The organism is Aeromicrobium sp. CFBP 8757, assembly GCF_014841755.1.
GTDB lineage: Bacteria > Actinomycetota > Actinomycetes > Propionibacteriales > Nocardioidaceae > Aeromicrobium.
Map to the genome: position 1 here is coordinate 446803 of NZ_JACYUM010000003.1, position 22261 is coordinate 469063.

The 22261-nt window shown below is 68.4% G+C and carries 27 protein-coding genes; 14 read left to right on the forward strand and 13 right to left on the reverse strand.

Annotation, left to right across the window (positions count from 1 at the left end):
• Positions 1-32: 32 nt before the first annotated feature.
• Positions 33-698, reverse strand: coding sequence for a TetR/AcrR family transcriptional regulator (locus IFT73_RS11785; protein ID WP_192167773.1), 666 nt, complete (start codon positions 696-698; stop codon positions 33-35).
• Between the two features lie 135 nt (positions 699-833).
• Here IFT73_RS11785 and IFT73_RS11790 point away from each other — a divergent pair, with 135 nt between their 5' ends.
• From IFT73_RS11790 to IFT73_RS11800, 3 genes are read left to right on the forward strand one after another with little or no spacing between them, the layout of a single operon-like run.
• On the forward strand, positions 834-2342 hold the full coding sequence (locus tag IFT73_RS11790) for an MFS transporter (protein WP_192167774.1): 1509 nt from the start codon (positions 834-836) through the stop codon (positions 2340-2342).
• Between the two features lie 14 nt (positions 2343-2356).
• A complete protein-coding gene (locus tag IFT73_RS11795; protein WP_192167775.1) occupies positions 2357-3148 on the forward strand; it encodes a phosphatase PAP2 family protein in 792 nt (263 codons plus the stop codon).
• Positions 3145-3747 carry a DedA family protein gene (locus IFT73_RS11800; RefSeq protein ID WP_192167776.1) on the forward strand — a complete coding sequence of 201 codons (603 nt, stop codon included), beginning with the start codon at positions 3145-3147 and terminating at the stop codon, positions 3745-3747. Before IFT73_RS11795 ends, IFT73_RS11800 begins: the two co-directional genes overlap by 4 nt.
• A gap of 13 nt (positions 3748-3760) precedes the next feature.
• On the opposite strand, the gene IFT73_RS11805 is transcribed toward IFT73_RS11800, so the two are convergent.
• Positions 3761-4420 carry a TetR family transcriptional regulator gene (locus IFT73_RS11805; protein WP_192167777.1) on the reverse strand — a complete coding sequence of 220 codons (660 nt, stop codon included), beginning with the start codon at positions 4418-4420 and terminating at the stop codon, positions 3761-3763.
• A 102-nt stretch (positions 4421-4522) separates the two neighbouring features.
• Here IFT73_RS11805 and IFT73_RS11810 point away from each other — a divergent pair, with 102 nt between their 5' ends.
• Positions 4523-5389, forward strand: coding sequence for a 3-hydroxybutyryl-CoA dehydrogenase (locus IFT73_RS11810; RefSeq protein ID WP_192167778.1), 867 nt, complete (start codon positions 4523-4525; stop codon positions 5387-5389).
• Between the two features lie 7 nt (positions 5390-5396).
• Positions 5397-6563, forward strand: coding sequence for an acyl-CoA dehydrogenase family protein (locus IFT73_RS11815; protein WP_192167779.1), 1167 nt, complete (start codon positions 5397-5399; stop codon positions 6561-6563).
• 432 nt (positions 6564-6995) lie between these two features.
• On the opposite strand, the gene IFT73_RS11820 is transcribed toward IFT73_RS11815, so the two are convergent.
• The 8 genes from IFT73_RS11820 to IFT73_RS11855 all read right to left on the reverse strand — a co-directional run bounded on the left by IFT73_RS11820 (position 6996) and on the right by IFT73_RS11855 (position 12310).
• Complete coding sequence (locus tag IFT73_RS11820; RefSeq protein ID WP_192167829.1) at positions 6996-7190, reverse strand: hypothetical protein; 195 nt, start codon at positions 7188-7190, stop codon at positions 6996-6998.
• Positions 7191-7294: 104 nt separating this feature from the next.
• Positions 7295-7771, reverse strand: coding sequence for a GNAT family N-acetyltransferase (locus tag IFT73_RS11825; RefSeq protein ID WP_192167826.1), 477 nt, complete (start codon positions 7769-7771; stop codon positions 7295-7297).
• Entirely contained in the window at positions 7768-8802 is a 1035-nt protein-coding gene (locus IFT73_RS11830) for an arsenic resistance protein (protein WP_192167780.1), read from the reverse strand. The genes IFT73_RS11825 and IFT73_RS11830 overlap by 4 nt, the downstream gene beginning before the upstream one ends.
• 66 nt (positions 8803-8868) lie before the next feature.
• Complete coding sequence (locus tag IFT73_RS11835) at positions 8869-9519, reverse strand: thioredoxin domain-containing protein (RefSeq protein ID WP_192167781.1); 651 nt, start codon at positions 9517-9519, stop codon at positions 8869-8871.
• A gap of 34 nt (positions 9520-9553) precedes the next feature.
• Positions 9554-10465, reverse strand: coding sequence for a cation diffusion facilitator family transporter (locus IFT73_RS11840; protein WP_192167782.1), 912 nt, complete (start codon positions 10463-10465; stop codon positions 9554-9556).
• Positions 10465-11193, reverse strand: coding sequence for a cation diffusion facilitator family transporter (locus tag IFT73_RS11845; RefSeq protein WP_192167783.1), 729 nt, complete (start codon positions 11191-11193; stop codon positions 10465-10467). The genes IFT73_RS11840 and IFT73_RS11845 overlap by 1 nt, the downstream gene beginning before the upstream one ends.
• Positions 11190-11549, reverse strand: coding sequence for a helix-turn-helix transcriptional regulator (locus IFT73_RS11850; protein WP_129184409.1), 360 nt, complete (start codon positions 11547-11549; stop codon positions 11190-11192). The genes IFT73_RS11845 and IFT73_RS11850 overlap by 4 nt, the downstream gene beginning before the upstream one ends.
• Before the next feature lie 71 nt (positions 11550-11620).
• Positions 11621-12310, reverse strand: a complete 690-nt coding sequence (locus IFT73_RS11855; protein WP_244633313.1) for a DUF4396 domain-containing protein — start codon at positions 12308-12310, stop codon at positions 11621-11623.
• A 141-nt stretch (positions 12311-12451) separates the two neighbouring features.
• Here IFT73_RS11855 and IFT73_RS11860 point away from each other — a divergent pair, with 141 nt between their 5' ends.
• From IFT73_RS11860 to IFT73_RS11885, 6 genes are all read left to right on the forward strand, one after another.
• Positions 12452-12904, forward strand: coding sequence for a hypothetical protein (locus tag IFT73_RS11860; protein WP_192167784.1), 453 nt, complete (start codon positions 12452-12454; stop codon positions 12902-12904).
• Positions 12905-12995: 91 nt separating this feature from the next.
• The gene (locus IFT73_RS11865) at positions 12996-13565 is read left to right on the forward strand and encodes a DUF305 domain-containing protein (RefSeq protein WP_192167827.1); all 570 of its coding nucleotides are present in this window, start codon (positions 12996-12998) and stop codon (positions 13563-13565) included.
• 70 nt (positions 13566-13635) lie between these two features.
• A complete protein-coding gene (locus IFT73_RS11870) occupies positions 13636-14454 on the forward strand; it encodes an exo-alpha-sialidase (protein ID WP_192167785.1) in 819 nt (272 codons plus the stop codon).
• Between the two features lie 92 nt (positions 14455-14546).
• The gene (locus tag IFT73_RS11875; protein WP_235492847.1) at positions 14547-15218 is read left to right on the forward strand and encodes a DUF3152 domain-containing protein; all 672 of its coding nucleotides are present in this window, start codon (positions 14547-14549) and stop codon (positions 15216-15218) included.
• Between the two features lie 206 nt (positions 15219-15424).
• Positions 15425-16393, forward strand: coding sequence for a GNAT family N-acetyltransferase (locus tag IFT73_RS11880; protein ID WP_192167786.1), 969 nt, complete (start codon positions 15425-15427; stop codon positions 16391-16393).
• Positions 16394-16404: 11 nt separating this feature from the next.
• A complete protein-coding gene (locus tag IFT73_RS11885; protein ID WP_192167787.1) occupies positions 16405-17055 on the forward strand; it encodes a DUF4396 domain-containing protein in 651 nt (216 codons plus the stop codon).
• 42 nt (positions 17056-17097) lie between these two features.
• On the opposite strand, the gene IFT73_RS11890 is transcribed toward IFT73_RS11885, so the two are convergent.
• Both IFT73_RS11890 and IFT73_RS11895 read right to left on the reverse strand, forming a co-directional pair.
• Positions 17098-18705 (reverse strand): ThiF family adenylyltransferase, encoded by a 1608-nt coding sequence (locus IFT73_RS11890; RefSeq protein ID WP_192167788.1) that lies wholly within the window; start codon positions 18703-18705, stop codon positions 17098-17100.
• A 224-nt stretch (positions 18706-18929) separates the two neighbouring features.
• The gene (locus IFT73_RS11895) at positions 18930-19217 is read right to left on the reverse strand and encodes a hypothetical protein (RefSeq protein WP_192167789.1); all 288 of its coding nucleotides are present in this window, start codon (positions 19215-19217) and stop codon (positions 18930-18932) included.
• A gap of 401 nt (positions 19218-19618) precedes the next feature.
• On the opposite strand from IFT73_RS11895, the gene IFT73_RS19305 reads away from it, so the two are divergent.
• Complete coding sequence (locus IFT73_RS19305; protein WP_256435492.1) at positions 19619-19744, forward strand: hypothetical protein; 126 nt, start codon at positions 19619-19621, stop codon at positions 19742-19744.
• A 178-nt stretch (positions 19745-19922) separates the two neighbouring features.
• Here the strand turns inward: IFT73_RS19305 and IFT73_RS11900 are convergent, their stop codons facing one another.
• Entirely contained in the window at positions 19923-20468 is a 546-nt protein-coding gene (locus IFT73_RS11900) for a hypothetical protein (RefSeq protein WP_192167790.1), read from the reverse strand.
• A 242-nt stretch (positions 20469-20710) separates the two neighbouring features.
• On the opposite strand from IFT73_RS11900, the gene IFT73_RS11905 reads away from it, so the two are divergent.
• Together IFT73_RS11905 and IFT73_RS11910 are read left to right on the forward strand one after the other, a co-directional pair.
• Complete coding sequence (locus IFT73_RS11905) at positions 20711-20872, forward strand: hypothetical protein (RefSeq protein ID WP_192167791.1); 162 nt, start codon at positions 20711-20713, stop codon at positions 20870-20872.
• Complete coding sequence (locus IFT73_RS11910) at positions 20869-22197, forward strand: DUF3987 domain-containing protein (RefSeq protein ID WP_192167792.1); 1329 nt, start codon at positions 20869-20871, stop codon at positions 22195-22197. Before IFT73_RS11905 ends, IFT73_RS11910 begins: the two co-directional genes overlap by 4 nt.
• Positions 22198-22261: the final 64 nt, after the last annotated feature.

A 22261-nucleotide genomic window follows, 5' to 3' on the forward strand; every position in this document is an offset into this window, starting at 1 on the left:
CGCTCGCTCTTGCCTGTGGGCGGACCGACAGGTCAGTCGAGGTCGCGGTTCTGCAGGTTGCACATCAGGTCGTGCATCGCGTCGTCGCCGGGCGCGACGAGCGGCAGGGGCTGCTGGTCGGGACGGGCGCGGAGGCCCTCGACGAACAGGGCGAGGTAGCGGCGCCACAGATCGGGCTGCGCCTTGGTGGTCATCGAGCTGATGACCATGACGTTCATGCCGATGTCGGTCGGCGCGATGTCGCTGCGCAACGTGCCGTCGGCCTGCGCCCGCGTGACCATCCGCTCGAGGATCGGGCCCAGCCGCTCACGACCGATGGCCTGGTGGGCCTCGCCGGAGATCGTGCGCACCATGACCTCCTTGAGGCCCTTGTCGAGGACCTGTCGGGCGATCGCCCACTCGAGGAACGACACGAGACCCTCCCAGGCGTCGGGAAGGGCCGCCGACCGCTCGGCGACCTCGACCAGCTCGGCGATGCGCGACTCGAACAGGGCCTGGATCAGCTCGCTCCGCTGGGGGAAGCGACGGTAGACGGTGCCGACGCCGATGCCGGCACGGCGGGCGATCTCGTCGTATCCGGCCTCGAGCCCGTGCTCGGCGAACACCTCGGCAGCGGTCTCGAGGATCAGCTCGCGGTTGCGCGCGGCATCGGCACGCAGCGGCCGCTCGACCTCGATCGCGTCCACATCGGCTGACATGGGGCCCACCGTAACAGGAACGGAGAAACGTTTCCGGTTAGTGCGGCACATCACACGAGATCCGGAAGAGGTTCTCCGCTTAAGGGTCTACAGTGAAACGGAACTTTCTTTCCGCTTCATAGACCTGGAGATCCCATGGCAGAGACACTGACCGACGACCGGGCGCGCGAACCCGTCGAACCCGGCCCCTCGGACAACCCGCACCACGCGACGCGCTGGATCATCCTCGGCGTCATCGCGCTGGCCCAGCTCATCGTCGTGCTGGACGCGACGATCGTGAACATCGCCCTGCCGTCCGCGCAGGAGGCCCTCGGCTTCTCGAACGACAACCGCCAGTGGATCGTCACCGGCTACGCCCTCGCGTTCGGATCGCTGCTGCTGCTCGGCGGCCGCCTGAGCGACCTGATCGGTCGCCGGCCGATGTTCATCACCGGCCTGATCGGCTTCGCCGCGGCGTCCGCCGTCGGCGGCGCGGCGCACAACTTCGAGCTGCTCGTCGGCGCCCGCGTAGCCCAGGGCGTCTTCGGCGCCCTGCTCGCACCGGCCGCCCTGTCGCTGCTCACCGTCACGTTCACCGACTCCAAGGAGCGGGCCAAGGCGTTCGCGATCTTCGGTGCGATCTCCGGTGGAGGCGGCGCGCTCGGCCTGATCCTCGGCGGCGCCCTCACCGAGTACCTGTCGTGGCGCTGGTGCCTGTACGTCAACGTCCCCCTCGCGGTCATCGCCGTCGTGGGCGCGGTGCTGCTGCTCAAGAAGCAGCCGCGCTCGGAGGACGCCAAGGGCATCGACGTGCCCGGGACCGTCGTCGTCGTGGCCGGCCTGGTCTCGTTCGTCTACGGCCTGGCCAGCGCCGAGTCGGACGGCTGGGGTGCCGCGACGACCCTGATCTGCATCGGCGCCGGACTGGCACTGCTCGCCGCGTTCGCCGTCATCGAGAGCCGCGTCAGCGATCCGCTGCTGCCGCTGCACATCGTGTGGGACCGCACCCGCGGCGCCTCGTTCCTCGTCGTCGCCTTCGTCGGCATCGGCCTGTTCGCGGTGTTCCTGTTCCTGACGTACTACGTCTCGCTGACGCTCGGCTACTCGCCGCTCAAGACGGGCTTCTCGTTCGTCCCGATGATCCTGGGCATCATGGCCACGGCCACCAGCTCGGCCGGTCTCGTCGCGCGCATCGGTCCGAAGATCCCCGTGTTCGTCGGCATGATGCTCGCCGCCGTCGGCATGGTGCTGTTCGCACAGCTCGAGGTCGACAGCTCCTACGCGCTGCACATCCTGCCCGGCCTGATCATCACCGGTCTCGGCATCGGCCTGTCGATCGCGCCGGCGTTCAGCGCCGCCGTGTCGGGCGTCGACGCCGAGCACGCGGGCGTCGCCTCGGCCTCGGTCAACACGTTCCAGCAGATCGGCGGATCCATCGGCACCGCCGTGCTGAGCGCGTTCGCCGCCACCGCGACGACCGACTACCTGAGCGGGCTCGGCCGGGCGCCCTCGGCGCTCGACCAGCAGCTCGCCGCGGTCGACGGCTACACGACGGTCTTCTGGTGGGCCGCCGGCGTCTTCGCCGTCGGTGCCGTGATCTGCGGGGCCCTGTTCCGTCCCGGCCCCGTCGCGGTCAACCCGGACGCTCCCGTCCTCGCCCACTGAGACGGGACCCCACCGTGTCCACCCACACCGGGCACCCGCGGCGCGACGAGGTCGGCGCGACGACGACCTCGTCGCGCCGGCCCGGCCTGCTGGCTCCCGGCCTGCGCGAGGTCGTCCTGCTGACGGCGCTCTGGACCACGTACGCCGTGAGCCGCGTCGTGGCCAGCGACGACCTCGAGGCGGCCCGCTCGCGCGCCGCCGACCTGCTGCACCTCGAGACCCTGCTGCACCTCGACGTCGAGTCGTGGCTCAACCACGCCCTCACGCCCCTGTCGCAGGTCGCCGTCCCGATGTCGTTCTGGTACGCCTCGCTGCACTACCTCGTCACGCCGGCCGTGCTGGTCTTCCTGTTCGTCCGTCACCGCGGTGAGTACGCCCGCGCCCGCAACGCGATCGTGATCGGCTCGGCGATCGGGCTGGCCTGCTACGTCCTGTGGCCGACCGCTCCGCCTCGCCTGATGCCCGGTGGCGCCTACCTCGACACGCTCGTGAGCACCTCCGACGTCGGCTGGTGGAGCGGACAGACGTCGCTGCCCAACGGGCTCGGGCAGATGGCCAACGAGCTCGCGGCGATGCCGTCGCTGCACGTCGGCTGGACGGTCTGGGTGGCCTGGGCCGTCTGGCGGCACGTCGGCGTCGTGGGGCGGTCGCTCGCGGTCCTCTACTCGCTCGGCACGACGCTCGTCGTCGTGGCGACCGGCAACCACTGGGTGCTGGACGCCGTCGCGGGCGGCCTCGTGATCGCGGCGGGTGTCGCGATCTCCGGCTGGATCGCGGCGCGCGCGCCGACGAGGACGTCGACGTGACCCGCCTGCTGCTGGCCTTCGCCTTCGCGCTGGCCGAGTCGGGCCTCGGCCTGGGCGCGATCGTGCCCGGCGAGGTCGCGATCTCCGGGCTCGCGGCGAGCGTCGACGGGCTGCTCCCGACGCTCGCGCTGGGTCTGGCCGTGATGCTCGGGGCCGTCGCCGGCGACCACCTGGGGCTGACGATCGGACGTCTCGGCGGCGGACGCCTGCGCGAGTCGCGGCTCATCGCGCGCGCCGGCGTCGACCGCTGGGACCGCGCCGCCGACCTCGTGCAGCGGCACGGCTTCTGGGCGGTGCTCGCGAGCCGGATGCTGCCGTTCGTCCGCACCGTCATGCCGGTCGTGGCCGGCGCCGCGGGCCTGCGCTACCGCTCGTTCCTCGCCGCGTCCGTCATCGGCGGGGCGGCCTGGGCGGCGCTGTGGGTCGGGGCGGGAGCGGGCATCGGCGCGACCGGGATCCTCGGACACCCGTGGCTGCTCGGCGGCATCGTGGCCGTCGCGCTGGTCGCCGTCGCCGTCCGGACGTTGGTCCGTCGGCACCGGGCGCGGCCGCTCGCGCCGCTCGTCCGTCCCGCTCCGGTGGCCTGCCACCAGCACTGAGGATCCCGACGTGTCACGGAGCCCGGAGTGCCCGCTGCACCGCAGCGGCCACCTGCTCGGGCGACGAGCCCGTGCGCACCACGACGACCGTCGTCTCACCATCGGCCTGCGGAGCCTGCTCCAGCACGACACCCATGGCGTGGCCGAAGGCCTCCTCGGGGGCGTCGACCTCGCCGCGCAGCCAGCGTCGCAGCACGTGGTTGTGAGCCGTGACGATCGCCGACGCCCGCAGCTCGGCGCGCAGGACGGCATCGGGGTCGTCGGCCGTCCAGCCGGACAGGGCCCGAGCGAACAGGCTCTGGTACTGCCGGATGCTCGCGATCTCGCGCGCCTTGAGCACCGGGACGGACGAGATCAGCCGGTAGCGGATGCGCGCCCGGTCGCCCTCGCCGACGTAGTAGCGCAGCACCAGACGTGCGGCCTCCGAGACCGCGACGTCGCTCGACGCCGCGTCGCCCGCGTCGAGGCGGCCGGCGATGCGCGCGAGCAGGTCGTCGTGCTCGGGGAAGATCACCGACTCCTTCGAGCCGAAGTGGCGGAAGAACGTCGTGCGTCCGACACCGGCCGCCTTGGCGATGTCGTCGACCGTCGTCTCGTCGAATCCCCGGACGTCGAACAGGTCGAACGCCGCCGCCACGAGCCGGTCGCGCGCGGAGACCGGGGCGGTGGGCATGGGCCGAGGCTACTTGCTGGTATCCAGTCTGGCCAGTACGGTACTGAGTACCAATACTTTGACGTCCAAGTAAAGTGGACGTGCGCATCACGGAGGTACGGCATGAGCGGGATCCAGCAGGTCGGAGTCATCGGCGGAGGGCTGATGGGCTCGGGCATCATCGAGGTCGCGGCCCGCGCCGGGCTCGACGTCATCGGCATCGAGGTCAGCGCCGACGCCGCGAAGGCCGCGTCCGAGCGGGTCGAGAGCTCGCTGCGCAAGGCCGAGGCCCGCGGCAAGATCGAGTCGGCCGAGGTGACCGCCGTCCTCGAGCGCATCCGCTTCGAGACCGACCTCGAGACGCTCGCCGACCGCGACCTCGTCGTCGAGGCGGCCAGCGAGGACGAGCAGGTCAAGCTCGAGCTGTTCCGCACCCTGGGCCGCGTGCTGACCAAGGACGACGCGATCCTGGCGTCCAACACGTCGTCGATCCCGATCGTCAAGCTTGGCGCCGTCTCGGGCCGCGCCGGTCACGTCATGGGCGTGCACTTCTTCAACCCCGCGCCCGTCATGCAGCTCGTCGAGCTCATCCCGTCGCTGACCACGAGCCCGGAGACGCTCGACCGCATGCGCGGCTGGGTCACCGACGCGCTGGGCAAGAAGCCGATCGACGCGACCGACCGCGCCGGCTTCGTCGTCAACAGCCTGCTCGTGCCGTACCTGCTGAGCGCGATCCGCATGTACGAGGCGGGCTACGCCTCGGCCGCCGACATCGACCGCGGCATGGTGCTGGGCTGCGGCCACCCCATGGGCCCGCTCGCGCTGTCGGACCTCATCGGCCTCGACACGATCAAGGCGATCGGCACGTCGATGTACGACGAGTTCAAGGAACCCCTCTACTCGCCCCCGCCGCTGCTCGACCGCATGGTCGACGCCGGCCTGCTGGGCAAGAAGTCCGGCCAGGGCTTCTACGGCTACGAAGGAAAGTGACCAGGCCATGAGTGAAGACATGTTCGTGCTCTCCGAGGAGCACCAGGCCATCCGCGAGGCCGTCCGCGCCGTCGCCGAGAACAAGATCGCGCCCTACGCGGCCGACGTCGACGCGCAGGCGCGCTTCCCGCAGGAGGCCGCCGACGCCCTGCTGGCGTCAGACTTCCACGCGCCGCACGTGCCCGAGCAGTACGGCGGAGCCGGTGCCGACGCGCTCGCGACCGTCCTGGTCATCGAGGAGGTCGCGCGCGTCGACGTGTCCGCGTCGCTGATCCCCGCGGTGAACAAGCTCGGCTCGCTGCCCGTCCAGATCGGCGGTGGCGAGGAGATCAAGGCCAAGTACCTGTCGAAGCTCGCGGCCGGCGAGGGCGGGTTCTCGTACTGCCTGTCGGAGCCGGACGCCGGCTCGGACGCCGCCAACCAGAAGACGCGCGCCGTCCGCGACGGCGACGACTGGGTGCTCAACGGCGTCAAGCGCTGGATCACCAACGCCGGCGTCTCGGAGTACTACACCGTCCTGGCACAGACCGATCCCGAGAAGCGCTCGAAGGGCATCACGGCGTTCGTCGTCGAGAAGTCCGACGAGGGCGTCTCGTTCGGCGCGCCCGAGAAGAAGCTCGGCATCAAGGGCTCCCCGACCCGCGAGGTGTACCTCGACAACGTGCGCATCCCCGGCGACCGCATCATCGGCGAGGTCGGCGAGGGCTTCTCGATCGCGATGAAGACCCTCGACCACACGCGCGTCACGATCGCGGCCCAGGCCGTCGGCGTCGCACAGGGCGCCCTCGACTACGCGCTCGGCTACATCCAGGAGCGCAAGCAGTTCGGTCACCCGATCAGCGACTTCCAGGGCCTGCAGTTCATGGTCGCCGACATGGGCATGAAGATCGAGGCCGCCCGCCAGCTGACGTACGCCGCCGCCGGACGCTCCGAGCGCGGCGACAAGGACCTCACGTTCTTCGGCGCCGCCGCCAAGGCCTTCGCCTCCGACACCGCGATGCAGGTCACGACCGACGCCGTCCAGCTGCTCGGCGGCTACGGCTTCACGTCCGACTACCCGCTCGAGCGGATGATGCGCGACGCCAAGATCACGCAGATCTACGAGGGCACCAACCAGGTGCAGCGGGTCGTGATGGCGCGGCAGCTGCTCGCTGGCATCCAGTCATCGCTCTAACTCCTCTGTTTGCAGTGTTTTCCTGACACATCCTCCATCTTTGCACACCTCGCCGACACACAGTCCGGACGAGCCGAGAGCACACCCGGAAGCACAGCGCAGCACGCCGCCGCACGTCTTGTGTACTCGTTGTGTACTCCTCGGATCGGGACCGCGCACCGGTCTGACGCCTGTGACACCAGTGGCAGACCGAACAGTTGGCGCTTAGCCGGATCGGACGGTCGCTTTTGCGAGGTTGCCGGGCCGTTCGACCGTGCCGATGTCCCGCACGGCGGGACATCGCTCGCTAATAGGTAGCCGTTCACTTAGTCGTACCGTCCGCCAAGCCAGCTGAACATGGGCGGGTCGCGGTGGAGGCCGAGCTGACTGTCGCCGTCGGTCGGTCACCACTCCATCGCGGCTCCCGTCACCGACGGACTTGTAGACAGGGGCTCAGCTCAGGACGGTGGTGCCGCCATCGGGCCGGTACTCGACCATGCGTCCGTCCTCGTCTAACGCGACGGTCGTGATGCCCCTCGCAGCGAGGATGTCGCCGAAGTGGGCCTCTTCCACCGCACGGACGATCGCCTCGCCGATGGCGTCGTTCTTGGCCAGTTCTGCGCCACTTCTGCGCGGGACAACGCTCATGCGTTCAGTCTGCTCCTGTGCCGCTCGCGGATCCAGAGGCCAGCAGTTCACGCACCTCACGTCTCGGGAGCATCTTCGCGCCGGATACACGCGCGGCACTACTTTCAGTTGCTGCCCGTGACCGAGCTGCGGCGTTCGACCAGGACCGTGTCGCGCCAGCGTCCGGCGGCCGGACCGACGGTGGCTTTGGCGACGCGTTCGCGGATGCCGATGGTCCGGAACCCATGGCGTTCGTGGAGCTTGAGGCTGGCGGTGTTCTCGGTGAAGATGCTGGACTGGATCGTCCAGATGCCGGCTTGTTCGGTCGAGGTGATGAGCTCACCGAGCAGCAGCCCACCGATGCCGGTGCCGCGGGCGCCAGGTGCGACGTAGACCGAGTGCTCGACCACGCCGGCGTACACCGGACGTGCTGACACACTCACGCATGCCGCCCAGCCCACGACCGTCCTGTCAGGTGCCACGGCAACCAGGCGGTGGTCGACCAGCCGGGAGCCGTCGAACTGCTCCCATGTGGGTGCGGTCGACTCGAACGTCGCATGGCCCGCCTCGATGCCAGCAGAGTAGATGCGTTCGACCCTCAGATGGCGCGTGGGGCAGCTGGCTCCCTGTCTCTCCGGCTCCTGACCAGGACCGGGACGACGCGCACGAAGATCACCATCGCGACCAGCTCGACGAGCGTCTGGGTGACGACGACGACCGCGGCCAGCGAGTAGGCGTCCGGCAGCGCCAACGCCAGCGGCAGGACGACCAGGGAGTTGCGGGTGGCGCCGGAGAACACGAGCGCGATGGACCGGGGCCGATCCAAGCTCGTGACGCGCCCCAGCCCAACTCCGACGGCGGCCATGACGACGAACCACGCCACGTAGACCGGGATGGTGCCGGCGACGTCGCCGAACCGGTTGGTGATGTCGGAGACCTGGGACCCGACGACCGCGAACAGGGTGCCCATCATCAGCGGCACCATCAGGGCAGCCATCAGTGCTTCCACGGCCTTGGCAGCTGCGAACCGCCTGGACAGCGCTTGGGTGAGCGCCGCCAGCCCCAGTGGGATGGCGATCAGGACGATGAACGCGTGCAGGAACGGTCCGGGCTCGACGATGTCGGCCAGGTCGGACCCGACGAACAGGTACAGGTAGACAGGCAGCAGCACCAGCTGCAGGAGCATCAGCAGCGGTGCCGCGGCGACAAGGCGGTCCTCCGCTCCCCCGGCCAAGCCGGAGAACACGATGACGTAGTCGATGCACGGGGTCAGCAGGACCAGCAGGACCCCGACCAGCACGGCCTGGTCGTCGCCCAGGAACTGGATCAGACCCCACACGACCAGAGGCCCGGCGAGGAAGTTCAGACCGAGCACGGCCCCGAGGAAGCGGACGTCGCGGAAGCTGGCAGCCATGTCCAGGAACGGGACCTGCAGGAACGTCGCGAACAGCAGCGCAGCAAGCACCGGTTCGATCGCGTGCTCCAAGGACGCCCCCGCACCTTCGGGTGCGGCGAGGCCAAAGGCGACTGCTGCTGCGATGGCAATCAGGTACAGGGCGATTTGGTGCTTCTCGGCGGCGTGGACCGCGCGCTGAAGCGATGACGCGGTCGTGTGCGGACGACTCACGCTCATGCGCTCACAAGAGGTTCGGCCTGTGCCGCGGCGGCACCGCGACCTGTAGGAAGGTTCACCGGTGTTCTACTGCGCGAGGGCGTCGTCGATGGCGTCGATGAACTCGTCCGTGGTCGAGGGGGTCAGGGGTTCGCCGTTGAGGAAGAACGACGGTGTACCGGTGACGCCGAGCCGCTCCCCGTCTGCCACGTCCTTGGCAACGCGCGCTGCGACGTCGGGGCTGGCGACGTCGGCGTCGTACTGAGCCATGTCGAGGCCGAGCTCCTGGGCGTAGCTGCGGAACAGGTCGGCCTTGGAGTCTTGGGACTCGCCCCACTCGGCCTGGGTGTCGTACATCCGCTTGTACATGTCCTCGAGCTTGCCCTGACGGGCGGCGGACTCCACCGCGTAGGCGGCGTTGTTCGCGTTGGTGTGGCTGGGGATCGGGAAGTAGCGCAGGACGAACGTGACCTTGCCGTCGTACTGCTTGCGGAGCTGCTCGACGAACGGGTACGCGGCACGGCAGGCCTCGCACTCGAAATCGAGGAACTCCACGAGCGTGACCTTGCCGCCGTCGGCGGTGTCGAGACGGTGACTGTCAGCGCGGACGGTGATGTTCTCGCGTTCAGTGGCGTCGGCGGGTTCGGTGCCGGCGAGGTTCTGGTACACGAACGCCCCGCCGAACAGGGCTACTGCGATGAGCCCGAACAGGATCGCGATCTTGGTCTGTCTGGTCATGCTCTTCATCGGTCGTCTCGTTCCTGGGTGTGGGTCACCAGTCGATCTCGTGGCACTCGCGTGCTGCGGTGCGTTCGACCTGAAGGGTGGCGTGCTCGATGGCGTAGGTGGTCTTCAACGTGGTGCGGGCGTGTTCGAGGATGCGGGGGAACTCGTCGGTGTCGTCGGCGACGAGGTGGGCGGTGGCCACGTTCATGCCCGACGTCAGGACCCAGATGTGCAGGTCGTGGACGTCGGTGACGCCGGGGATGGCAGCCAGGTCGTCGGCGACTGCGTCGATGGCCATCCCCTCTGGGACGTGCTGGCCCAGGACGGCCAGGACCTGCCGGCCGAGGATGACGGCGCGGACGGCGACGAACGCGCCGATGGCCACGGCAACAGCTGTGTCCCACCACGCCTGCCCGGTGGTCGCGATGAGGATGCCGGCGGCGACGACGCCGACGGACCCGGCGGTGTCGGCGACGACCTCGAAGTAGGCGCCCTTGACGTTCAGGCTTTCCTTGGAGCCGGCCCGCAGCAGGAGCATCACGACGATGTTGACGACCAGGCCGAGCCCGCCGACCACGACCATGGGCCCTGAGGAGACCTCGGGGTCGCTGCCGATGCGGCCGATGGCCTCGATGACCACGTAGACCGACACTGCCAGCATCAGCAGGACGGTCAGGCCGGACGCGAAGACCTCGGCCCGGTAGGACCCGAACGAGCGGCGGCCGGTCGTGTCCTTGCGGGTCGCGATCTTGGTCGCGGCCAGTGCCGCGCCTAGGGCGACGACGTCGGCTGCCATGTGGCCGGCATCGGAGATCAGGGCCAGTGAGTCCGCGAGCAGGCCGTAGACGAGTTCGACGACGAAGAACGTTGCGATGAGGCCGAAGGCGATGGCCAGCTTGCCGCGGTAGCGGGCTCCGGCGTGTCCTGCCGGGGGTCCGTGGCTGTGCCCGGATCCCATCAGGGCTTGCTGTCTGTGCCGAGCTGCAGGACCTGGGGTTCGGCGGCCGGTGCGCAGCAGTGGTCCTGGCAGTCGGTGCAGCCGCATCCGGCGTTGTCGTCGCTGTCTCGGCTGACGGGTGAGCAGCAGCCGTCGCCGCGCCATGCCTCGAGTCCTTCACGCACGGCGACGCCGGCGATGATGAGCCCGGCGATGGGATCAGCCCACGACCAGCCCAGCGTGGCGTTGAGGACCAGACCGACCAGGAGCACCGCGGACAGGTACGTGCACAGCAGGGTCTGGGTGCCGTCGGCGACGACCGCGTTCGAGCCGAGGGCCTTGCCGGTGCGGCGCTGCGCGTAAGAGATGAACGGCATCACGACCAGCGACACCGCTGCCAGGACGATGCCCACGGTCGATGGGTCGGACTCGGCGCCGGTCAGCAGGCTGCGGATGGACTCGAACCCGACGTAGGCGGCCAGGGCGAAGAACGAGAACGCCAACAGTCGCAGCGCCTGCTGCTCGCGGGACTCCGGGATGCGGTGGGAGAACTGCCACAAGATGATCAAGCCGCTTGAGACCTCCACGACCGAGTCCAGGCCGAACCCGACCAGCGCCACGGAACCGGCCACGACGCCAGCGGTGATGGCGATGACGGCCTCGACGACGTTGTACGTCACAGACAGGCCGGCAAGCATCTTGGCGCGACGTCCGAGGCGCTGCTTGGTTGCCAGATCGAGGGTGCTCATCGGTTGACTCCGTAGGTCGGGCACAGGGTGACGGCGAAGCCGGTCAGGTCCAGCAACGTCTCGGCCGCTGCCAGCAGCTGGGTCGTCGCTTCTGGGTGGGTGACGCTGAACACCGACGCTCGGCCTTGCGGTCGGGAGGTGACAAGACCGCACTCCTTCAGGCAAGCAAGGTGCTTGGAGACGGTCGACTGGGCCAGGCCCAGGTGCTCGGTCAGCTCAACTACCCGGTGCTCGCCGGACAACAGGTGCTGCAAGATCACCAGGCGCGAGCGGTCACTGAACCCGTGAAAGAGGCACGCAGCAGCGGTCAGAGGCTCTTCGGCTGTCGCAGCGGCTGCATCCAATGTCATCGTCATGCGGCGATGATAGCGCAGTCTGGTGAGCTCCGGGTAAGGTCAAGGCGCCGACGGGCGGACGCCTTGGTGGTTCAGCGGTCGAGCAGTCCGGCACTTGCGGCCGAGTGCGAGTCATTTCCTGCTCCGAGGTCGTCAGCGATCGACACGACGAGTCCGCCGAGCATGAAGGCGACGATGACCGCGACCAGGGCGTTGGTCGGGATGGACGGGATGAAGCGCCGGAACCCGGTAGCCGCGGGGGCGGCCTGGTGGTACTCGTGCGTCAGAGCGTGGCCCTTGCCTCGCTGGAGCAGGTACCGGTTGACCGGGTAGGCGGCGAAGAACGCCACCGTGAGCGAGATCATCATCCCCACCCAGAACAGCACGTTGACCAACCCGGCGTCCATGGCACCGGGGATGACAGCCATGACCAGGTTGTCCACGACTTCCATCGTCGCGATGGACAGCGTGTCCGCGGCCAGCACCACGCTCAACGCAGCACCCACTCCCAGGCCGGCCTTCACCAGCGGCAGCGAGGACAGCGAGAAGCCGAACACGAACGCCAGCGCCACCGAGATGACGATGGTGACGCCGTTGGACAGGCCCGCCGCGGTCCCGATCATCAGACCAAGGATCTCTCCGATGGCGCACCCGGTCAGGCAGTGCAGTGTCGCGCTGGCCGCCATCGAGTTCACGCCACCCCCATGACCGCTGTGCCCCGCGTCGCCGTGGCCGGTGTGGTCCATGTCGTGGTGGTGGTGGTGTGTGCCGTGCTGGTCCATCGCGTCCTCCTGAGCCCTTTGTCTGGTCACTCAAGCATACCCCCGGGGGGTATAGGTCTCTGGTGGCGAGTGTTCGAGACCACGATGGCCTGTTCTCGTTCTGTCGGGCCGGTTGGAGCGCGGGTCCGTAGGATGAGGCTGATGTCGTACACCGTTGCACGCGCGAGAGCGTCCGTCGGCCCCCGGTGGCTGATGGCGCTGCTGGCGCCTGCGCTGATCCTGGGCATCGTGTTGATGCACAGCCTTCTGCTCGAGCCGGCGTCCGGTGGCGGGCACGACGCTCACGCCCAGATGGCTTCGTCGGCGACGCCGGCGCATCACTCCGACGTCGCACAGGTGGCCATGGTGGCCGCTCCGGACGGCGGCGATCCGATGGGTCAAGGCACCGAGGGCGGCATGGCCGACTGCAGCGGCTTGATGGCGATGTGCCTGGCTCTGCTGGTCTCGTTCGTCGCGTTGATCGGGTGGCCCCGTGGGGTTTTCCGGTGGGTGCTGTGGCAGCGCCCGCCGCCGACATCGGTACGGCTAGGAACGCTACGCGGTGCGTTCGAGGCCATGACGGCGCGACAACGCACCACTGTCATCCGCTGCTGACAGGCAGCTTTCGGCGTGATCCTGCGGGCTCACGCCGTTCAAGCGACCCCTGTCAAGCAGACCCCAAGGAGAACAGCTCGTGCGTACCCGAATGAAGGTGGCGACCCTGGTCGCCGTGGCGGCAGCAGCCCTGACCGCCTGTTCCAGCAGTGACGACTCGCCGGCCGATGCCGACTTCAACAAGGCGGACGTCTCGTTCGCCCAGGACATGATCCCGCACCACCGCCAGGCCACCGAGATGGCAGCGTTGGCCAAGACCCGCACCGACACCGCCGCAGTGCTGGAGCTTGCCGCGGACATCGAGGCCGCCCAAGGCCCGGAGATCGACACGATGACCGGCTGGTTGAACAAGTGGGGCAAGGACGTCCCCGCCGAGGGCGACGACATGGGCGGGATGGACCACTCGAACATGGGTGGCGACTCCAGCTCGATGCCGGGCATGATGAGCGACGACCAGCTGGCCGAGCTCGAAGCGTCCTCCGGCGCGGGGTTCGACCAGATGTTCTTGACCATGATGCTGGCGCACCACGAGGGTGCGGTCCAGATGGCCAAGGCTGAGCAGAGCGACGGCAAGAACGCCGACGCGAAGGCGCTCGCGGGCACGATCCGCAAGGACCAAACCGCCGAGATCGCCACGATGCGGGACCTGCTCGGTTCCTAGGAGCCGACACCTCGGCCCGCGCTCACCCTGGCAACAGGGTGTGGGCGCGGGTCGGACGGTCAACGACGCCATGACTCACACACACCTTCCCGCTCGGGTCGGCGCGACAGCGCTGACCCTGATGCTCACCTTGCTAGCTGCCTGCTCGCAGCCAGCCCAAGACGCCCCGACCGCTCTAGCGTTCGGGCACGTCCACGGCCTCGGCCCCAACCCAGCAACCGGCGAGCTGTGGATAGCGACCCACGACGGCCTGTTCACCCTCGACGACGGCAACCCCCAACGGGTCGAACAAGCCCCGCACGACCTGATGGGCTTCACCGTCACCGGTCCCGACCAGTTCGCCGCCAGCGGACACCCCGCAACCGCCGGCGCGACCAACCCGATGGGACTGGTCACCAGCAGCGACGCCGGCCGCACCCTCGACCCGATCAGCCTGACCGGGCAGGCCGACCTGCACGCCATCGACACCACCGGAACCAGAGTCGTGGCCTACGACGCGGTCACTCAGACCGTTGTCGAGTCCACCGACAACGGACGCGCCTTCACCCCGCTGGCGCAGCTGCCGGCCATTGACGTGGCAATCGGCCCAGACGACAGCGTCCTGGTCACCGGCGCCAACTACACACTGGGGCAGGTCACCGGCGGTCAGACCGAACGAGTCAGCACTGCGCCGCCGCTGGTCTACATCGACGGCGACACCACGCTGGCCGGGATCTCGCCGACCGGGCTCGTGTGGTCCTCGGTGGACGGTCAGACCTGGAAGGGCCGCGGCGAGCTGCCCGGACAGCCGCAAGCGCTGACGGCCAACGACGACGCCTGGTACGCCGCCACCACGACCGGCATCTACGAGAGCACCGACGACGGGGCCACCTGGAAGGCCATGCTGTGAGCGGCGCTCGGCGGCGCCACCCGACCAAGAGTGAGCTGACGGTTCGGCGGCTATCGGTAGCCGTGGCCGCACTCGCTGCGGCGACGTTGCTGGTGGCCGCCGGCGTCGCAGGCCGGACAGCACCGCCACGTCCCGACCCCGCCGCCCGGATCGCCCCCTCCCTCAGCACACCACCAGCCCCCGCAACACCTGCCACCAAGGCGCCAGAGCCAGCCGCGGCGAGGCCAACGCCAGCCCCTGATCCCACGACCGTCCCCAAGGCAGCCGACGGCACGTTCACCGCGGCCACGAGCACGGGTGAGCGCGTGGGTGAGGCCGGCACCGTCATCACGTACCGGGTGGAAGTTGAGGACGGGCTTGGGCTGAAGCTCAGCCGGTTCACCCGCGCCGTCGACGCCACCTTGGGTGACCGACGGGGCTGGACCGCCACCGGCGAACGTTCGTTCCGTCGCACCCCAGACGCGGCTTTGCGTGTGGTGCTGGCCAGCCCGGCGACGACCGATCGCCTGTGCGCGCCGCTGCGCACCCGGGGTGAAGTGTCGTGTCGCAACGGCAACGACGTGGTCATCAACGGCAAACGGTGGGTCCAGGGCGTCGACTCCTACGACAACCTGGGCAAGTACCGCCAGTACGTCATCAACCACGAGGTCGGACACGCCCTCGGGTTCAACCACCAACCATGCCCTGCGCCTGGCGCCAAGGCACCGGTCATGCTCCAGCAGACCCTGGGCCTCGACGGCTGCGCGGCGAACCCATGGCCATGACCTGCGACCCACGCCCCGTGTCCCTGACCCCGAAGAACTTCACCCTGGACTCAGCGTCCACACGAGCGGCCTCCGTCCACACGACAGGACGCTTTGGGAACCACGATCTCGTCCTGCGGCCGCCACAGCTTCTGGACGGCCCAAGTTGGCGCCACACGTGTCTGCGCGAAGCCGACCGCCTCCAGCCGTCGATCGGGTCTGCGGACGTGGACTGGGACGCGTCGGTGTCGCTGACCTCGTGGGCCGACAAGGTTGCCGCTCAGCGGGCCGCGGCACGCGCCGGGCGGCTGGTCCCTCTCGTCCTGGTCAACGGTGGCGGAGATGTCTTGGGCGAGATCTCCTTCGCCATCGACCCCCGCACCGGTGTCGCCGAGCTGTCGATCTGGTTGTCCGCGAACACATCAGCACCAGCACGCGCGTGGGCGTGGCGCACCGCCCTGACCCACGTGGTCGGGCTGCCGGCCACCATCCACGGCGTCGTCGCACCCGTAGCAGTCACCAACCTAGCCCCGGGGCGGATGCTGACCGAGCTCGGCTTCACCCGACGCGCGACCGCCAGGCAACTTCGCCCATACGACGACGTCCCGACCGACCACGACATCTGGTGGCTCCCCCGCACCACATGGGTCGAGACGGCGCCTAGCCCGCCGACGCGAGTGGATGGCCGGGCACGGGCGGCGACGCTCTGTGCGTTCGCCCTGATGATGTTGCCGTGCGCGCGAGTGGCCGTTCGACGCGGTCGCCGGGTCCTGCGCCGCCCCACACCACCATCGGCCCAGCTTCCACATGCGCACGAGCACGGGGTGCGTCTACCCCACGACGGCTTCGGGACCGTCACCACAGAGGGCTCGCCTGCCGGAGTGGCGGACATACGGCACGACCACGGGTCATCAACGCTCGAAGTCTGGACCGACCTCAAGGACCTCGACACCGCACACCGGGTAGCCCAGACGCTGCTGGATGTCGCGGACACCACAGGCGCACGGCGCCTGGCATGGAGCGTCCGACCAGGCTCAGTCGAGCAGGCCGCAGCATCAGCCATCGGGCTCGCCCTCGAGGGGTACACGTCGCCACCGGTGTGGGCTCGCGACGTCCCGCACGAGCTGTGGGCTCAAGCGCAGAACCGACCACACCCCACCCCAACCGCCACCAACCCTCAACCGAAGGAACCCTGATGAATATGAACATGACCAACAAGGTCCCGGACTGGCTCACACCGATCGCCTGGGCGTTCATCGCCCTTGCGGTGCTCAGCGCCGCCCTCATCGCCATCGACATCTACGGCCGTGGACGCCGGCACCGCACCGTCGCCACCGAGGTCGTCTGGGTCTGCTCAGGGCTCTACCTCGGACCCGCAGCACTGTGGCTGTACTTCAAGAGCGGTCGAGCTCCTGCCCGCACCGGCCACGTCAACCGCGACTCCGCAGCGTCGGCGGCGAGCGTCAGCCTGCCCGGCGGAGCGGCCAGCGCCGTTGCGCACCTCGTCGGAGTGCCCCTGGTCCTGGCCTCAGGCCTGACCATCGCCGGCATCGACCTGTGGGTCATGCTGCTGGTCATCGGCGCACTGGCCATCGTGCTGCTGTTCACGTTCGAGCGAACCGCCGCGACAGGGTTGAGCGTCGGCGCCGCAGCAGGCGCAGCGGTGCTGACCGTGCTGGCGTTCGACATCGGCATGGCCGGCTGGATGCTGCTGCTGCACTTCAACGAGTACATGCCCCCCGCCTCGGAGGGGTCGTTCTGGTTCCTCATGCAGATCGGCATCGTGCTCGGCCTGGCAACCGGCTACCCGGTCGCCGCGGCCCTGGCACGCCGCAACGGTGCGATCGTGACTGACTAGGCGCATCACAAACCTCCACTCGAGCACCCTCGCTCGACTACGTCAGGCAACCTGCCCGCGCCCCGAGGGCGGCGTCGCCGGGTCACTGGCCTGTTCAGGGTTTGAGCTGTGGTTCTCGCATGCGGGATGTGGCGGTAGGTCAACCGTGCGCCAGGAGGCCGGCACAGGATTCCCGTGCTGGTTGTGCAACGTTGCGACGTAGTAGTCGCCGCCGAGCTGCCGGTCTTCTGCGAGGTGGTGGATGGCTACTCGGCTGGCGTGATGACTGATCGCGCCTGCAGAACTGGTTGTCCCGGTGAAGGTCGGCTCGGAGCACCCGACCGGGCTCGTCCAACCATCAGCGTCAGCGGGCGGCGCCGGCCAGGGGCTGTTGCTCAGCGTTGAGTGGTCGGCGCGGTGGTGAGCGAGGCATTCGGTGCAGCCGGTACGGCCTGGTCGGATCAGGGCGGCCCATCCGCCCCACAGGCCTGGGGTGCCAGCCACGGTCAGCAGCGGCGTTCGGTGCAGTGCCACGGCGTTGAGGACGGCTGTGGCGTTGGGGTTGGCAGTGGCGTCAACGATGAGGTCGGCGTCCATCAGGGTCCGTAGGACCCGTCGGCGGTTGCGTTCGGTGTCCGCGTCGTCGTCATGCTCGAAGAGCCGGGTGACGTTGATGTCCCAGGAGCCGACGCTGCCTGCGAGGGCGGTGGCTCGGAGGTGCTCGGCCAGCGCGGCGGTCTTGGACATGCCGGCCCGATCGACTGGAGCAAAACTCCGCGCGCGGGTGTTTGGATCCACGAAATCCATGTCGACTAGGTCGAGTTGCTGCACCCCGGTTCGAGCCAGATCGGTGGCGATGTGGTGCCCGATGGCGCCGACGCCGACGATGGCTACCTTCTTGTCTGCCAGGCCGGCTGCGATGGGGGTGCGGGTCGAGGTGCTGTCGTTGAGCTCTAGTCCCGCCAGCAGGGCTGTCCCGTGCTTGGGTGTGCCATTGGGTGTGGTTCCGGTGCGGACTCGGAGGAGGAACATCCAGCACGGCCCGGTTTGGCCGTAGTCGCGCTCGTCCTCGACGAGCAGGCCAACGACGGTGAGGACCTTCGGGTCGGCCTCGACTGTCAGTGGATCCTTGTCTCCACTGACCTCCAGTGCCGGTAGCGCTGGAGCGAGGCGTTCCCAAAGCTGGTCTGCTGTCTCGGTCGGGTCCCAGGAAGCGACGCGTCGCCACCAGCCGGTCACGGCGATCGGGAAGCTCTCGAGAACGTCGAGGTTGGTGTTTTGGATGTTCAGTCCCGGGCCAAGAATCTGGTCCACGATGCTGGTGACGACGACACCGGACCGGTCGATGCGCTGGCGTAGCACCAACGCTCCCCCGGCGATGTCGTCTGGGATGTTCACGTGCGGAACAACGACACGGCGGGGCGCGGCGCTGTAGACCGTCCTGGGTTCAGCGACAGGAAGCTCAAGATCGTGCGCCGATGATGCGAGGCGGTCCGTGTGGGTCAGGTCGTTGGAGGCGACGAGCTTGGGCAACTGGATGGCGAGGAGGTCGGCTGCTGTCCAGGTCGGGTCGTGGTCTGCCTCGTGGACCAGGCACAGCAACCCGCGAATGGGGTCCCGGTGCCTTGTCACGCCAAGCTCGTCGTGCAGGTCGAACACCTCGACCGGCATCCACGCCGGGTACGACTGCCTCGGGTAGACGACCTTCAGACGGGCAGTCCGAGCAGCGGCGTCCTTCGCGGCGGGCAGGGGGTAGTCGACGTGGACCTCCACTCCCCCGTCGACGTACCTGACCTTGTGCGCCCAACCGTGGTCGCGGAAGGCCTGACGCTCACGGGCCCACCTGCGCGGAAACCGACGATGCCATCCCCGCGGAGCGGCCGCGGCGTCCGTGGTCATCCGACGGCCGGCGGATGGCCCGGGACCGAAGGTGCCCGGTACGCAGACGCGGGAAGCAGCTCCTCCACGTCCTCCTCGATGCGGTCATCCACGACCGTCCGGCGGGTCGTCACCGTTCGTCGTGTGATCCGGTAGCCACCGCCAGGCAGCTCCTCGAACGTCGATGTTGACGTCGTGGTTCCAGCAGCGGGCACGCTCGTCTCCTTGGCCACGTCCGACGGGTCAGCGTCGGTCGTTTCCGACTCGTGGCTGGTGCGTGGACTGTCGGGGTCGTCGCTGCTCAAGGTGCCTCCATCGCGGTCATGAACGACCAGTCCAGCGGACACCTGACCTCAGATCCACCCGTGTGACAACTTTTGCGCGAGCCCCGCGTGGTCGCGCAAAAGTCGTCACACACGAGCCGCCGACGGGTTGTCTCTGGCCGGTCGCCGTGACGGTCCGGGTCATGTCTAAACGATCCCCCACCCTGCTGCTCAAGCCCAGGGACTATGCAGTTCCCGACTACGCGTTCGGGACGACCGCACCCATCGGCTGGACCGTCCCGGCCGGAGGTGATGAGCTCAGTTGCCGGTTCGCCGAGCTTCAGCACCGGCTCGTCGTAGCCGTGGCCACCCGGCCCGACCCGAGAGCTGCCGTCTCGAGGCGCCCACGCGTCGACCAGTCGGACCGAGGAGCGATTGCTCGGATGAGCCGTTCCTGGGGCTGGAGCAGGTCGTACTTCTACTCAGCTAGCCAGGGTCGTACGTGGTTCACCGTCACAGCCCTGGCCGCAGTGACCGACCTGCTGTTCATGCAGGACCCTCACCACTGACCGCCGTCCAGCACCGCGCGCGAGACCACTAACACCGTCACGGCCGAGAACGACGCTCGCAATCAGGTGCACCATGATCTGTGCCTCCCGGGCACTCGAAGACACACGGGACGACCCCCGCGCTCAGCGCGGGGGTCGTCATCGACTGTGCTCCACGTAGGTGCCAGGTCCCGCCCGTTCAACGCGTCAGCGGTGGCACGCGCGGGATCAGCCCCATGTTGTACGCGAACTGCCAACGGCTCATCTCTCTTCGGTGACGGTCAGCTGCCTGCTCCCACATCTCTTCTTCCCGTCCGCCGAACGCGCGATGCCCGCGCTCGTCACAGCGCGAAGGCCACTCGACGTCCTGCGACACCACACGGGTCCCGTACCCGCATACGTGGCAGAACAGGTCCGCGGGTGGATCCTCGGGACCACGCCTCACCATCGCGTCGTACTTCTCAACCGAGGAACCAGCTCCAATCGCCGCCCGGATCAGAGCCGGGAGCAACTGCTGCGCTTCGTCTCTGCGGAGGATCCCGAAGCCTCGGACAGCCTCCTCTTCTGGCGAGTCTCTGCCGGCAAGCGCCAGCGCGGTGACCTGGTTCAACACCTCCGTGATGTCGCTACCCCAAAGCCAGGTCATGACCTCGTTCCCGAACTCAGCGTCTGTTCCGCGAAGCATGATCGCTCCGCTCCCTGTCTCGACCACCAGTGGTTCGCAGCCATGGACGTAGTTGTTCATGTCGTTCCCTTCTGACACGCGTACGCGCGCCCGGAGTCGCAGACCCCGGATGGCGACTGCCCAGCAGACCGTGCCGAGCAGCTGCCTCCGCGCAGTCGAGTGCGATGCCTGCGACCCGAGATGAGGCCCGAGCAGGCCGACCTTCCACGTTGCTTCCCACCTACTTGACAGGCTCCGGTGGCCACGGACGTTCCGATCTGGCCGCGCAATCAGTTCGACCACAAACCGATCGGAAGAGACTCATGAAGTCAGACAACACCCTCAACGACGTAGCGCTGGTCATACGTGTTACGAGCGAGCTCCGCGACGCACTGAAGGCCCGTGCCGCCGAGGAAGACCGATCCGTCGCCTCGGTGCTCCGGGTCGCGGCGCGCTCCTACCTGGACGACGGAGGCAAAGCATGACCCTCCCTCAGCTACCAGCACAGAACGGCACTGAACTTCCTCGACACATGGTTGGGGACCCCGACGAGGAGTTCAAGCTCCTAGGCCGCCTCCGGAGGGCCCGCATCAGCTCGGCGGCCCAGCAGACGCCAGAGCTGCAGCCGCCTGCGCTCGACGGTCTCGCCGGAGAAATCGTGACGGCCCTCCAACCACTGACAGAGGCCACCCCAGCCGCCATGCTGGGCACCATTCTCGCGACCTTCGGCGTGATGGCTGGACGTCACGCACACGTGTGCGTCGGTGCCAAGCAACACTTTCCCAACATCTACGTGGTCGTGATCGGATCCACTGCCAAGGCGCGCAAGGGCACGTCTGCAGCGGCAGTGCGACCGATCCTTCTCCAGGCGGACGACCCGTCCGACCCCTTCTTCCCGGGCCACCAGCTCACCGGGGTCCAGTCCGGCGAAGCTCTCATCCGCGCCGTCGCCCAGTCTGGCGACTCAAGCACGCCAGTCCCCGATCAGCGGACATACGTCTACGAAGAGGAGTACGGACGGCTTCTGGCCGCCGCGGGTCGCAAGGACGCGACACTGTCCGCCACCCTGCGTACGGCGTGGGACGGTGACGAGATCACGCGGGACACCATCAAGGAGACGATGCGGGCCACCCACCCCCACGTCGGGATCGTCGCGCACGTCACCCAGCACGAGCTCGTCAAGATGATGACGAAGAACGACTCGTCCAACGGGTACGCGAACAGGTTCCTGCACGTGTTCAGCGAGCGAACAACCGTCCACCCCGAGCCCGGCAAGCTCCACAGCAGACTGGTCAAGGACTTCGGTGACCGGCTCGCCCAGCGGCTCTCCTTCGCTCGCTCCGTCGGTGAGGTGGCAAGGAGCGCCAGCTTCGTCCGAGAGTGGGACGCGGTCTATCGCATCGTCGAGTACATGCCCGACGGCGGCGAGGTGTTCGACGAGCTCTCCGCGCGAGCACCGGCCCACCTCCTGCGACTGTCGCTCATCTACGCGCTGCTAGACGGCTCCAGCGTCCTCGAGGCCAAGCATCTGACCTCAGCTCTTGCCTTCTGGGAGTACTGCGAGTCGACGGTTGCTCATGTGTGGGGCGCAAGCCTGGGAGACTCTAGAACGGACAAGCTCTACCAAGCGCTGCTGACCGCCGGCGACGCAGGGCTGGACCGGACACAGGTCAGCAGCTTGTTCTCGAACAACCTGCTGAAGGACGAGGTCAACGCGCTCACCGAGTCGCTGACGACCTCGGGACTCGCCGTCACGGAGCAGCGACCTACGGGCGGACGCCCACGACAGGTACTGATCGCGGTGACCTGACGAAGGAAACGAACTTACGAAGAATGGTTCGTCCTTCGTTCGTTAGTTCGTTTCCTTCGTGCCC